The sequence below is a fragment of the Microcoleus sp. PH2017_28_MFU_U_A genome (genome assembly GCF_020738035.1).
Classification (GTDB): Bacteria; Cyanobacteriota; Cyanobacteriia; order Cyanobacteriales; family Microcoleaceae; genus Microcoleus.
Genome location: NZ_JAEQCX010000077.1, coordinates 18,864 through 31,870 on the forward strand (window position 1 = coordinate 18,864; position 13,007 = coordinate 31,870).

The following is a 13,007-nucleotide window of genomic DNA, read 5'->3' on the forward strand; positions in this document are numbered from 1 at the left end:
TTTTCAACTCCACCGCTTGAACTTAGGAATGAGAATTAAATAACTTACAATTTTTATGGTTCTTGTGGGAAGGGCGTCCCGCCCTTCCAGAAAGGACGGGCGGGACGCCCTTCCCACAAATATGTGTAAATTATTTAATTCGCGATCCTTAACCACCGGTTGGACTCCCCGATATGGGAAAAGCACCCGGACGTACTTTAATTTTCTGAACTTGACCGAAACGGTTAATTTCCACTTCGAGTTCTTTGCCCACAGCAGTGTTTTCCACCCGTTCTTGTACGTCCCCGGGAGTGTTGACCGCAATTCCGTCAATTTTTTGGATGACATCTCCAGCGCGCAAGTCGGCTTGTTTGGCAGGGGAATTTTCCACGACTCTCGTCACGGCTACGCCTCGATCGATCGTAATTTTATTATCGAGTTGTTTGTTGACTTCTGCCTTGGTGGCGGGAGTCAAGCTGAGCATTTGAATGCCGAGATAGGGATGTTCTGCTTTACCTTTGGCGAATAACTGATCTGACACTCGTTTGGCGGTTTCGATCGGAATTGCAAATCCCAAGCCTTGAGCGTCGGCGCGAATGGCGGTATTGATGCCAATTACTTCGCCTTGGTCGTTCAGTAGCGGGCCGCCTGAATTGCCGGGGTTGATGGCGGCGTCGGTTTGGATGAACCGGACTCGTTTGTCGGGGATGCCGACTTGGGAACTGGTTCTACCCGTGGCGCTAATAATGCCCACAGTCACGGTATTGTCGAGACCTAAAGGATTGCCGATCGCGATCGCCCACTGTCCGGGTACAATATTGTCCGATCGACCCAAAGTCACCTGCGGGAGTTCCTTGGCATTAATTTTCACAACAGCAACATCCGTCAGCGGATCGACGCCCTGCACTTTACCCTCAAACTCGCGGCCGTCTTTGAGCGTCACCTTCACAGTATCCGTTCCGGAGACGACGTGAGCATTAGTCACAATGCGGCCGTCAGCAGTGAGAATAAACCCCGAACCGGTACCCCGCTTGGTTCGTTCTTCCGGCTTGGGCAAATTGTCCCCAAAAAATCGGCGAAATAAAGGATTGTTGAAAGCTTCGGGGACTTGATTTGTCACCTTAGTCGATGCGTCAATCCGCACTACAGCCGGGCCGACTTTTTCGGCTGCTTCAGCAATAAAATTGGGATTGCTGCGATCGACTGGGCGATTTTCCTGAACAGGAGGAGACACATAGGAGGGGATTTGCTGGCGCACCACGGGCAAAACTGATCCGGTTTCTGGATTGTTTGAGCCTTGTAGATAGCGATTCCCCAACCATCCGATGCCTCCCCCAACAGACAGCAAAGTGACATAAAGGGTCAACTGCTTAAAAGATAAACTCATATTTAACAACTCCCGCTGAATACCTCATCCCCGCAGACACGTTCGGCATTAAGCATTTTTGTCTTGGCGACGGGAAGGAAGCGGGGCGGGGCGTACCACTTCCTCAAGAACATAGCTGTTAGCAAGCAGGCACAACAGGGGCATCACGGGCAAAAATTGCCTGATTTGCCAAAAACGACAAAAACTAATAATTCTTCTCATCGTAACTTGGCTTAGCCTGGGATTTACAGTCTGGGGTACGGCTGGAGTTTTCAAATAAGCCTTTTCACTCGGCTCAAAAATTGTCAATTGTCCGAAATGAATACTTTTTTCTGTACGCAATGAGTTCTAAACGCCTATTTTGGGTCATTTCTGCACTGATTTGCTCGATCGCCCCTGTTGAAAAAACGGCGGCAAATCTTCCTCCCGGCGCACCTTTAGAAACCCCCAACCCCGCCCGCGATTGCCTGGGGGCGGCTTTGGCTCGATCGCGCCGCCACATCGCTCTCCAGGGCGAAACGGTAGAAAGTATAGCGCGACAGTACAATGTGCCAACAGCGGCGCTGATTGGGATAAATCCGATGTTGCGGGGAGGTCGAGTTAGTGCCGGAAGTGCGATCGTTATTCCTCCCTACGATGGCAGGCTCGTAGAAGTACCTGCGGGCTGGAATTGGCAAAAATTGGCCCAAGTTTATCAAGTCCCCGCAGATTTGCTATTTGAGGCGAATGGGTGCAGGTCTTTGGGACAAACGGTGTTTGTGCCAAAGGTGAATAGGTCGATCGCACCTTCGGTAAATCCCGATGCAACATCGTTGGTGCAAGGCTTCCCGCTCCCCGCCCCAGCGGTGGAAGGTTTGCGTTTCGGGCGGCAGTGGCATCCGGTACGTCGTGAGTTTTTTTTCCACAGCGGCGTAGATTTTTTGGCGGCGGAGGGTACGCAGGTTTTGGCGGCGGGCGGAGGGACTGTCGCCTTTGCCGGGCCGCAGGGAGATTACGGGAATTTAGTTGTCGTGAACCATCAAGCGGGGAAGCAAACGCGCTACGCTCATGTAAGAGATATTGCGGTGAAAGTCGGTCAAAAAGTTCAGTTTGGAGAAGTTTTGGGAAGTGTGGGGATGACGGGAAAACGGGATATTCCGCAATCTCACTTGCATTTTGAAGTTCGGTACAATTCGGGTTCGGGTTGGGTAGCTGAAGATCCGTTGGTTTATTTGCAAGCTACTCTTAAAAAATAGAATTGGTGGTTGAACACGCAATTCAACCACATATATTTTTTTTATGAGATAATTTACTCCCAGCCCTTGGCGAGATTTGAATTGCACCCCCTCACTTAATTAATGAGTTTACGACATTCCAGCCCATATATCGCTCATCTCAGAAGACTTGTTTCCGCATCTGATTGAAAAACGAGTTCTTCGCTGTAAGCTGTAGACAACAAGCAGACTCAACGAGCGAAAAATGAGCGAAAAATGAGCGAAAAATCTAAATCAGTCACCGTTAGCACCTGGGGAGACTACCTAATTGGCTATGAGCGGGTTCTGGATTATCTGAAGGAGGCACAAAAAGAAAGCCCCAAAGTGGTAGCGTTGAAGAAAGATAGCAAAGCTAAGGGGTCTTACATCACCCTCCAATTCAAACTGGGTGACAAACCATTCAACAAGTCCTGTGGGTGCAATCTGACGATGCAGGGTGTCTCCGACGCTCTGAAGAAAGCGCATCTAGTCGCTACCGCGCTAGAATCACTTTCTAGCGAGACAGAGTTCTGGAGTTGGTACGACGATGTAATCTTAGGAAAGAACGTCGTCAGGAATGACCTAATAACGTTTGGTGAGGCGATCGCAAAAGTAGAAGCCGGATACTGGGACGGATACACTAAAAAGCGTCAGAAGCGAGACAAAGAAAATGCTTCGCATCTATCTATCTGGTATGACGCATACGGGCAATATTACAAGCTGCTACCGCAAGATACAATAGTAAACCTCACCGACGTAATGTCAGTTATTAACAGCAAGAAAACAGGTAGTAAAACTCGTCAGACCTGTTTGTCCGTGATGAAAAAACTTGCCGAAACTATTGGCGACTCTCGACTGCGTGAGGAGTTAAGCAATATTGACGGCAAGCAAACCATTTATCGTGATGACTTGCAAGCTGTATCAATTGAGGATTTCTTGCAACTACGCAACGACGTACTAAATATTCCCGCCAATGACAAGCGATACCATTTAGAATCTCGAAAAGCTTGGTTATGGGTGTTCTCAATGCAGATAGTGTACGGTCTGCGAGTGCATGAAGTGTTTGCCATTCAGAACGTAAACCAACCGTTTAAAACCAAAGATGGTGCTACTATCCCCGCATTGAGTGACCCTATAAACACAAAAATGATTGCCGTAGTAGGGGATAAAACTGCACTGAATACCACAACCAAAACAGGCTACCGCTTGACTATTCCGTTGTTACCCCCTACTCACGCTAACTTGATAGAGCAACTAGAAATCAAGTCAGCCAAACTGCCGGAACTCAACCTGGTTTCAACTAACCCTAATACAATAGTCGGAAAATACAACAAATCGGCTCGTGACCGCTTAGAAAGTTGGAGCAAGTTTACCCAGACTCACGCATTACGACACCTGAGTAATCTTAATGGAATGATGAGCGGGATAAGTCTTGAAACTCGCGCTATGAGCTTAGGTCATAGCCCAACAATGAATGACACAGTTTATAAAAGACGACAGACTACCCAGACCACTATTGACTTACTAACCAAGTCAGACAACCAAGCTATTCCACTAAACTCTGCTATCAAGGTGCTTAAACAACTAGGGGCTGACGCTAAAATGATTGCTTATACGGCTAGCATCTACAGCGTCAGCCCTGACAAAATCACCGAACTGTTAACCGACATCTAACCTCTACATCGGCTATTGGGCGCTATGAAATAAAAAACCCTAGGGGCAACCTACGAAGACGGGATTTGACACTCCCCAACCTAAAGGTGTGGGGATTCTTAATTCATCGACTGACCTTTAAGCGCCATGTCCTTGCGGCAGTTCTTAAACCTTTCAACCGTACAATAGTACAAATTGACGAGCCTAACTCACAGCAACCCCAGAGGGTCTATCTCCAAAAGCGTACTAGGATACAAGCCTAGAGTTTGGGTATGCCCTACCCTACTTAACAAATCAAGAAAGTTCTTTGTTTTTACTGGTAAAAAGGATGCGTTGACCCTTTAGCTGTTTTAAGAGTTTTCGCTGCTCTGCGTCCCCCGGTTTATACCTAAAAGTGTGTCTTAACTGTTTCACGATGGTAAAGGAGTTTAACCTTGACTATTATAGTATACTATACTTCTTTCTAGTTTACGCAATTTTTTAGGAATAGATCCTAGAAATTAAAGCTGTCCTAAAAGGACGGGGTTTTCAACCCAGTTTTCTGATAAATCTTAACATTAGGGGCAGTTATGCTTTTTTTTGTTAAACTGATAAACAAAATTATCGAAAAACGTTAATCGGGATTAGCTGATATTCTAAAAATGTCAAGGCATAAGTCTTAGAAAGCCAAGCCCGTAATGAGATTTGAACTCATGACTTCCTCCTTACCAAGGAGGTACTCTACCACTGAGTTATACGGGCGTAAAAAATTAAAAACTTCCCATTAAAAAATTTAATTGTTGATTTTTAACTTTTATGTGAATTGTGGTGGGCCGGGCTGGATTTGAACCAGCGTAGGCGTAGCCAGCGGATTTACAGTCCGCCCCCATTAACCGCTCGGGCACCGACCCATTTGTACCCACAGTTAAACATCCTAGCAGATTCTTCTTTTTTTGCAACATGACATTTAAAACTCTAATCATTCAAGACTGAACACATAAGTCATGTCGCGTCCGATCGATTACCATAACAAAAACAGTTCGCGCCTGTAAGTCCTCCGCCGGAAAGCGGACTGAAGTCCGCACTACGAACGGAAAGCTGACTGAAGTCCGCACTACGAACGGAAAGCTGACTGAAGTCCGCACTACGAACCTTACAAGAAACAGGTTACAAGGAATATTTTGCTAAAAAACAGGTTTCTGGCCACCTGTGTGTCTAGGATTCTTATAGCACCGGAAGTCTGGGTTCAGTGGGAATTCCTAATTTACTAATTCGCCAGTTTCTTGCAGGGAGTGCAGGCGGCGGTAAATGCCTTTTTGGTTCAAGAGTTCGTCGTGGCTGCCAACTTCGACGATTTTACCGCCGTCGAGTACGACGATCGCATCGGCTTCGCGAATTGTACTCAGGCGGTGGGCGATAATTATGGTGGTGCGCGTACCGAGGATGTTCTGCATAGCTAGCTGGATCGATCGCTCTGACTCATAATCCAAACTAGAAGTAGCTTCATCAAAGATTAACACGTCCGGATCCACTAACAGCGCCCTAGCAATGCCTAACCGCTGTCGCTGACCGCCAGATAACCGCATTCCCCGTTCCCCGACAACGGTATAGTAACCTTGGGGCAACAAGTTCACAAACTCATCAACTCTGGCGATGCGACAAGCTTCTTCAACCTGGGCGAAAGTTGCTTTCGGGTTGCCGTATGTCAAATTATCCAGCAAACTACCGTTAAACACGTCTACTTCTTGGTGGACAATGGCTAAACGCTTGCGGTAGCCAGTGACATTTAAACTGGAAATATCCTCGCCGTCGATCAGAATGCGGCCGGAGTTAGGCTCAAAATATCGAAACAGCAGTTTCACTAATGTTGATTTCCCGGAACCCGATCGCCCTACTAATGCTATGGTTTGACGGGGATGAATCAATAAATTGATATCCTGCAAAACTGGCTTTTCGCGATCGTACCCGAATGTCAGCCCGCAAAACTCAATTTTCCCGCTAAATCTATAAGACGAAGCAGATACAGCATTTTCAGTTGCTAAATTCACCGCATCAACACCGTCTGGTAACTGCATAAACTCATGGAAGCGGATCATTGAAGAATAGCGGCGGGCAAATAATTCGGCGATAATACTAATCGGGCGCAGTTGCGAATAGGCCATACTTGCCAAGGTGTAAACGGTAACAAAATATCCCAGAGATATCTTGCCTGCAACTGTTGCTGCTAGACTAAAACCGAGAACTGAAAACAGGCAAAGCTGGACGATTGCTTGTCGGTATGTCCCCAGGATGACGTATCCTTTGTGAATGCGTTGAATTACAACTTTCAACTCGCGATCGAGTCTGGTTGTTTGCTTTTTTAGTTCGTTTGTTTCAGTGGCAAAAGCTTTGACTGTTTTGATGTTTGTAATAATTTCTGAGTTGCGACTTTCGGTATCTTCGATGTATTCATCCAGAATTTCTTCGCGCCGAGTCAGCCCTTGGAGGCCTTTGAGGGTGAAACTGAGGATAAATACGAAGGAAATTGAAATTAATAAGCCGATGCGCCATTCAATTAACCAAATAACTGCAAAGATGCCGATTAAGCGGACGACTTCTGGGATGAATTCAGCGGCAATTTCTGGGTATGTCCAAGTATGGTTGGCGATGCCTTTGGCGATGCGACTGGAAATCCGTCCGGCGTTGTTTTCGTCGTAGAATTCTAAGGGTAAGGTGAGCATTTTGCCGATCGCTCCTTTCATCCAATCCCGCCTTGCTCTCAAGGGTACTACCCAATGGAACCAATTTCCCATCCAAAGTTCTATGGGTGCTTTGACGACTGTTACCACAAAAATCAAGCCCAGCAAGACGGATAGCGATAATATCTTGCTGGGTGACTGCTGGGTAAGTGAGGCGATCGCTGCGATCGATTTTTGCGTTATTATGTCTGGAGGTTGACCCGACAATACATTTAAGAGTTGCCCAATCGCGTAGGGCACAGCTAAATCCGCGATCGCAAACAGGCTGGATGCACCGATGCTGAGAACTGAGATTTGACTGTAGCGGGTGTAGTATTTAAGGATGTCCCGAAAACTTGCCATAAATTTCTGTTGCGATACAACCCTTGCAAACACTTGAGTCTGATAACTGCGCGCGATGGCGCTTGAATTACAAGTATACTACAAAAGTAATTATTCGGGGAAATCGATCGGGAAAATCTGAAGCAGCTCAGCTCGTTTAGGAGTGCGATCGCAGATTTGGGATAAATATTATTGGGAAGGGGCGATCGAATGAAGCAGATCGATCGCCCGCGATGATATTTTAAGCGTTGATGCAGGAACAGAAAACCACGGACTAACGCAGATTAACGCAGATAGTTTCAAAAAGAGCGATCGAATTAATCCAATGCTGAACTTAGTTGGAGTGTCGCAGAAGTCCTTGTACTGGTACTTTTGGGCAGTAATTGATTGAGGGCGCCACACAAGTATTTTTTCACGGTATCCCTGCTTGCACCCACCCCACTCGGAATGGTAAAGATCATCTCTACATTTAACAGGTTGCCATCCTGTGAGGCAAATACATCGATCGGCAAAGCACGCTGAAATGCGGTTGCGGGATTTTCCGCTTTCATGGTACCCATACTTACATCAGTGCTAACAGTCTTGATGCCCTCGCGAGCTAAAATGGGTCGCAATTGGGAAAATGCTTTTTCTACCGTTAACCCCTCAACCTGAACGCGCGCAGAAAATGCAGCGCCATTGAAAAAGTCTCCCTTTTTTTGGAAGCTTTCTTCGCAGGTGGTAGCAAAAGCAGGGGTGGCTAAACACAGAAGAGCTACGGTTAAGACAGTCGATCGCATATTAGCTAAGTTAGGAGTTTGAAACCGTTATCAAGACCAGGATAAGCACCGTACAACTGTTTGGCAAGTGCTGTCTAAGGGCAAAAAAATACAGAAGACAGAATTTGCTTAAATTCTGTCTTCTGACAAAAGCTTTCTAATTTTTAGGTTTGAGCAGTCTGTTAGCTGAAGGCGTAGGCTGATTGCAGCGCCCACCAGATTAAGACGGCGATGCCTCCAGCAATGACGATCGCTGAAATGGCGATCGCGATCGGGCTGTCAGCTCCCTTGAACTTCATGATTCCGCGATTTAAGTCTGACATGAGCAGTGTTCTCCCACAATTGCAGCTTGATTGTAGCTTTGCCCTCGGCGGATCGCGGTCAAAAGCACTGCAATTACTGATTTTTTTAACAATCTGCTTGCTGCAATTTCAGGCGGGGTGAGGCATTCGGGTGCGCCCCAGCGAGTTTATGAAAAAAACTTACAAAAAACACTTGACAAATTCCGAGCAGTGAGGCAATATTATTAATACCGCAGCAAATGCGGGTGTAGCTCAGTGGTAGAGCGTCACCTTGCCAAGGTGAATGTCGCGCGTTCGAATCGCGTCACCCGCTTTTAAAAATCAAGAAAACCAGGAAGACTAAGCCGGAAAGTATAGCGAGAAGATATCGCATATACTCCTAACGGTTGTTGAAAACACCTAAGTTAGTGGTAAAATTGATTGGATAACTGGCAAGTCACAATAGCCGATCGGGCGGGCGATCGGAACAGGCAGTTAAAAGCCTCGACTGGGGAGAATTGACCGGGAAGCGAGACTCAAGCTCCTGACTTTAGGTATGGGGAAATTCGATAGCGGTTTCAACCGTCTTGAAGATTTCTTTAGGTATTTTTTACAGAGTTAATCAAAAGTTGATGTTATCATCAAAAATATCGAGTAAGAATAACCACCTGCGTGTTGAAACATCCTGAGTTGGGAGCAATCCCTGCAACGGGCATATTCGGCCCATATCCGAAACAGCTCTCATTGCGAATAATGGCAGGATGTTGAGCCTACCGTACCTGTTGGCTAGTGATGGCAGGACGAAATAAAAAAAAACAAAAGTATACGGAATGTTTGAAGAAATTCAAACTGAGTTAGTAGCGGTGGCTTGATAACGCCGAAGACAAGCCCGACTTTGGACTATTCAAGAATCCCCGTCTATGACTCGGGTTCGGGAGTATCAAAAGTTTGATTAAATGGATATGTTAACGATTATTTTTGCAAAAACGCTTTTTTTATCCGATCGCTCGTGCCATCTCAAAAAGCTCCCAAAATTGACTTAAACGATGAGTACCCGTGCCCTTGCCGGCGCCGCGGCCGTCTCGTACCCATAACGCTGACAGAAGCCTTTGGCTGCAACCGCTGTCAGCAAATATTTGTATTGGAGGAAAACGGACACGTCATCGAGCAACTATCAACGAACTATCCTTACAAGCAGGCTTGGCGGTGGACGGGGCACCAGTGGCACAGGGCACATCCGGGTTTGAAGGCGCACTACTTGCCGCTGGCCCTGGGGATGATTTTGGTGCCGCTATTGATTTGGTTGCCCCTGGCGCTGCACTCTCCGGGCCCGAATATTATTCTGTGGGCAATGGTCGCTGTGCTGTTAGCAATGCTGCCGGCGCTAATGGTATGGCTGGCTTACAGGCGTTAGTTAAATGATAATAGAGGATTTTAGTCATTCATCAGAGGGGGCCAATGTCGCCCGCCGCGCTTATCAGGCTTCTTTGGAATTGGCGGCAACCAAAAGTACGGATCGCGCTGCCGCTTTGCAGGCAATGGCGATCGCACTCAAACGCCGACAAAATGACATTTTAGAAGCCAATACTCTGGATTTAGAAGCGAGTCGCGACATGGCGATTCCCGACTTGATTGTGGACTGGCTGAAGCTGACGCCGGAACGGATCAAGACAACTGTCCAAATTTTGCAACGCTTGGGGGAAATGCCAGATCCAATTGGCAGGGTGATCAATGCTTCTTATCAAGTCGATCGCTGTCAGGTGTACTGTCAATCGTTGCCGCTGGGGGCGATCGCGCTCATTTACGAGGCGTTTCCCGAGTTGGGGGCGATCGCGGCCGGTTTGTGTCTCAAAAGCGCTAACAGCTTGATTCTCAAAGGTGGCAGCGAAAGCTGGCAAACTAATGCTGTAATTGGAGAAGCTTTGGTTTCGGCGATCGATGAGGTCGGTTTGCCGTCAGGATGTTTGCAGGTATTGCCACCGGATCGGGGCGCTTCGATCCGCGATTTGGTCACTCAAGACCAATATCTCAATTTAATTATTCCCTACGGCAGGCCGAGTTTGGTACAGCAAGTGGTGAGGCTTTGTACAGCACCGGTGTTGCGATCGGCAATGGGCAATTGTTACCTTTATTGGTCGCCGACTGGTAGCTTGGAGATGGCAAGGTGGATGATTTTGGACAGCCATCAAAGTGTGCCCGATCCGGTAAACGCGATCGAGAAAGTATTGATCGATCGCAACCAAAAGCATTCTTCCTTAGTCAGGCTGTGGAACAGTTTAAAAGAAAAAGGCTTTCAAATTACCGCAGATGCGGATCTTGTCGCAGATTTCCCAGACTTGAAGCTGGCGGAACCCTACGAGTGGACTCAACCGTATTTAAACAAAACCATCGCGTTTAAAGTTGTTGATAGTTTGGAAATTGCGATCGGCTGGATTAACCGCTACAGCAGCGGCCACGCTGACGCCATCGCCACTGAATCTTATTTAGAAAGCCGCCAATTTGCTCTGGATGTGAACAGCGCCTCAACTTTTATTAATGCCTCCCCTCGGTTTTGGCGCTATCAAAATCGGGGAGATGCAATTTTTCTGGGAATGTCCAACCAAAAAGGCTATCGTCGGGGATTGATAGGGCTAGATACGCTGACAACAATTAAAGAAATTGTTCAAGGTAACGGAGAATTTTAACTGAGTTATCTTTGGCAGTTTTCCTGTTGAATTTATACCAATTATAGCCGTTATCAAAAAGATGAGGTATGAATGATATAGCCTTTCTCAAAAAGGTGAGGTATGACTGACAGGTTATATAACCACTGAAATTAAGAGGGCCTTCTTCCCAACAACGTCCGCGAATCTTTCGCTTGATCCGCTATAGCTTACATAACCGCTTAAACGTATAGGGCCTTCTTCCCAACAACGTACCCATCTTTCGCTTGATCCGCTATATACAAAATATTGCTACTACCGAAATTAGAGCATCTCATCTTTATGCCAATGGCACAGTATGGTTTCCAGCCGGAGTTATGCAAATGACAGATAATTTATCGACAATCAATAATAATTGATATCAATATTTTTTTAAATAGGTATTAATTTAAGTATATATAGCCCAATACGGTTTACTTAAGATTGTCCGAAGATAGGAACGTTAGCTTTTGCGATCTTTTATGAAAGCAATCTCCGTATCTATTTTTCAGAGGATTTTACCCCAGGGCGCTATATCAGTAAACCGTATTGGTATATAGCCTTTCTCATAAATATGAGGTACTCATGGGCATTGGCCGAAGCGAAGCGGAGATATTGGGCAGTTTTTTACACCAAATATGATTTTAAAATTGTCTATATCGCACATATAAACATCATCACAAAATGATTTAATGAAACCAATTTATCGGCAAATATGATATACTAATAAATGTCAAAAAAACAATCTGACTAACATTTTGGTGTGATTAGCAAACAATGAATTCAGAAAAAATGCTCATTTCTTTAGACGAGACTGTCGATCGCGAAACGCTAATTCACCAATCGGCTTATGTTAAAAAATTGCGTCCGCTGCTGCCACCAAATGCTTTTGAACCAGATCCTAGCAAATTAACAATCCTGTTAATCAATCTGGGAATTTTATTGCTGGGATGGGGAATTGCTGACTACCTCGATCGCTGGCCTGTCTACCTTTTAGGGCTTTACTTGCCTTTGGCTGCGATTATGGGCAATAGTATCATAGTTTTGCTATTTAGCTCCCACGATCTGATGCACGGCAGCGTTCAGAAAAAATCCCGGCTGACTTATTCGATCGCCTTTTTAGGCCTAAGTATGCTATTGATGCCACCTACTCAGTGGAAATCGCTGCACAACCTCGTACACCATAGTACCACCAATTCCTTAGCAGACCCCGATCGCAATTACCTGTTCCAGCAACCGGATACTTGGGGAAAATGGATTCAAAATCTATTTGTACCGTCGGTGGAAGTCAGTCCCCTGTGGTTCATTGTAGGCATGGCTGGATCGTGGTTGGTGCATAACTTCCGCAACGTGTCATCGGTATTGTTATTCAACGATAAATCTGTGGATTACGTGCCCGCTGCGTTTACCGTTAGTCCGAAAGATCGATTGACGATCGCCTTGGAATCTCTCGGAATCTTGGGAATCCATCTAGGGATCTTGTTTTACCTAGACTTTAACCCGATTAAAGTTGCTCTTGCCTACATTTTGCCGATCGCACTGGGTCACGCAGGCACAATGTTTTACATCTATACCAACCACATGGGTTGCCGGATGACCAACATTAATGACCCGCTGATCAATACTACTTCCCTGCGGGTTCCTAAAATATTTGACCTGCTGCACTTAAATTTCTCTTACCATACAGAACACCACATTTTCCCTAGCATTAACTCCAACTATTACCCGATGGTGCAAGAGTTGTTAAACGTTCACTATCCCAATCGAATGAATTTAATCGATGCTGGGGAAGCTTGGCGGTTGCTGATGGAAACGCCCCGGCATTATAAAGATGAAGTCACCTTCACTGATTCGTTGGGAAAAATGTCGGTAAATAGCAGTATTATCGAAGAATATAAGCGCTAATTTAACGATGTCAAAAATCCGTAGGTATGCAGTGCACACCTACGGATTTTAGATAGTTATATGATGTCGGAAAATTGAGCTTATAGTGAAAAATTACTGAATTTTAGCAGCGGT

The 13,007-nt window shown here is 46.0% G+C and carries 10 protein-coding genes and 3 tRNA genes; 6 read left to right on the forward strand and 7 right to left on the reverse strand.

What is annotated here, in order from left to right; all coding sequences use genetic code 11:
• Positions 1-148 precede the first annotated feature (148 nt).
• Together JGK14_RS19555 and JGK14_RS19560 are read right to left on the reverse strand one after the other, a co-directional pair.
• Positions 149-1,366: an HhoA/HhoB/HtrA family serine endopeptidase gene (locus tag JGK14_RS19555; RefSeq protein WP_293313642.1), complete on the reverse strand. Its 1,218-nt coding sequence runs from the start codon at positions 1,364-1,366 to the stop codon at positions 149-151.
• Between the two features lie 48 nt (positions 1,367-1,414).
• Positions 1,415-1,687, reverse strand: coding sequence for a hypothetical protein (locus JGK14_RS19560; RefSeq protein ID WP_325315398.1), 273 nt, complete (start codon positions 1,685-1,687; stop codon positions 1,415-1,417).
• Here JGK14_RS19560 and JGK14_RS19565 point away from each other — a divergent pair.
• Both JGK14_RS19565 and JGK14_RS19570 read left to right on the forward strand, forming a co-directional pair.
• On the forward strand, positions 1,687-2,580 hold the full coding sequence (locus JGK14_RS19565; RefSeq protein WP_293207308.1) for a peptidoglycan DD-metalloendopeptidase family protein: 894 nt from the start codon (positions 1,687-1,689) through the stop codon (positions 2,578-2,580). The two genes, JGK14_RS19560 and JGK14_RS19565, sit on opposite strands and share 1 nt — an antisense overlap.
• 234 nt (positions 2,581-2,814) lie before the next feature.
• Positions 2,815-4,251 (forward strand): hypothetical protein, encoded by a 1,437-nt coding sequence (locus tag JGK14_RS19570; RefSeq protein WP_293185451.1) that lies wholly within the window; start codon positions 2,815-2,817, stop codon positions 4,249-4,251.
• Positions 4,252-4,899: 648 nt separating this feature from the next.
• Here JGK14_RS19570 and JGK14_RS19575 read toward each other — a convergent pair.
• From JGK14_RS19575 to JGK14_RS19595, 5 genes are all read right to left on the reverse strand, one after another.
• A tRNA-Thr gene (locus JGK14_RS19575) sits at positions 4,900-4,971 on the reverse strand.
• A 64-nt stretch (positions 4,972-5,035) separates the two neighbouring features.
• Positions 5,036-5,120: transfer RNA gene (locus JGK14_RS19580), tRNA-Tyr, on the reverse strand.
• Positions 5,121-5,468: 348 nt separating this feature from the next.
• Positions 5,469-7,289 carry an ABC transporter ATP-binding protein gene (locus tag JGK14_RS19585; protein WP_325315399.1) on the reverse strand — a complete coding sequence of 607 codons (1,821 nt, stop codon included), beginning with the start codon at positions 7,287-7,289 and terminating at the stop codon, positions 5,469-5,471.
• A 296-nt stretch (positions 7,290-7,585) separates the two neighbouring features.
• The gene (locus JGK14_RS19590) at positions 7,586-8,047 is read right to left on the reverse strand and encodes a hypothetical protein (RefSeq protein WP_293185448.1); all 462 of its coding nucleotides are present in this window, start codon (positions 8,045-8,047) and stop codon (positions 7,586-7,588) included.
• Between the two features lie 161 nt (positions 8,048-8,208).
• Positions 8,209-8,349 carry a hypothetical protein gene (locus tag JGK14_RS19595; RefSeq protein ID WP_293185447.1) on the reverse strand — a complete coding sequence of 47 codons (141 nt, stop codon included), beginning with the start codon at positions 8,347-8,349 and terminating at the stop codon, positions 8,209-8,211.
• Positions 8,350-8,569: 220 nt separating this feature from the next.
• On the opposite strand from JGK14_RS19595, the gene JGK14_RS19600 reads away from it, so the two are divergent.
• The 4 genes from JGK14_RS19600 to JGK14_RS19615 all read left to right on the forward strand — a co-directional run bounded on the left by JGK14_RS19600 (position 8,570) and on the right by JGK14_RS19615 (position 12,893).
• Positions 8,570-8,641: transfer RNA gene (locus JGK14_RS19600), tRNA-Gly, on the forward strand.
• Between the two features lie 675 nt (positions 8,642-9,316).
• The gene (locus tag JGK14_RS19605) at positions 9,317-9,721 is read left to right on the forward strand and encodes a hypothetical protein (RefSeq protein WP_293186361.1); all 405 of its coding nucleotides are present in this window, start codon (positions 9,317-9,319) and stop codon (positions 9,719-9,721) included.
• A gap of 4 nt (positions 9,722-9,725) precedes the next feature.
• Positions 9,726-10,991: a glutamate-5-semialdehyde dehydrogenase gene (locus JGK14_RS19610; RefSeq protein ID WP_293186363.1), complete on the forward strand. Its 1,266-nt coding sequence runs from the start codon at positions 9,726-9,728 to the stop codon at positions 10,989-10,991.
• Positions 10,992-11,765: 774 nt separating this feature from the next.
• On the forward strand, positions 11,766-12,893 hold the full coding sequence (locus JGK14_RS19615; protein WP_293186365.1) for a fatty acid desaturase family protein: 1,128 nt from the start codon (positions 11,766-11,768) through the stop codon (positions 12,891-12,893).
• Positions 12,894-13,007: the final 114 nt, after the last annotated feature.

Excerpts from the sequence above, each read along its gene's own strand:
- JGK14_RS19595 (WP_293185447.1), bottom strand. The coding sequence starts at position 8,349 with ATGTCAGACTTAAATCGCGGAATCATGAAGTTCAAGGGAGCTGACAGC.
- JGK14_RS19565 (WP_293207308.1), top strand. The coding sequence starts at position 1,687 with ATGAGTTCTAAACGCCTATTTTGGGTCATTTCTGCACTGATTTGCTCG.
- JGK14_RS19585 (WP_325315399.1), bottom strand. The coding sequence starts at position 7,289 with ATGGCAAGTTTTCGGGACATCCTTAAATACTACACCCGCTACAGTCAA.
- JGK14_RS19555 (WP_293313642.1), bottom strand. The coding sequence starts at position 1,366 with ATGAGTTTATCTTTTAAGCAGTTGACCCTTTATGTCACTTTGCTGTCT.
- JGK14_RS19570 (WP_293185451.1), top strand. The coding sequence starts at position 2,815 with ATGAGCGAAAAATCTAAATCAGTCACCGTTAGCACCTGGGGAGACTAC.
- JGK14_RS19590 (WP_293185448.1), bottom strand. The coding sequence starts at position 8,047 with ATGCGATCGACTGTCTTAACCGTAGCTCTTCTGTGTTTAGCCACCCCT.
- JGK14_RS19615 (WP_293186365.1), top strand. The coding sequence starts at position 11,766 with ATGAATTCAGAAAAAATGCTCATTTCTTTAGACGAGACTGTCGATCGC.
- JGK14_RS19610 (WP_293186363.1), top strand. The coding sequence starts at position 9,726 with ATGATAATAGAGGATTTTAGTCATTCATCAGAGGGGGCCAATGTCGCC.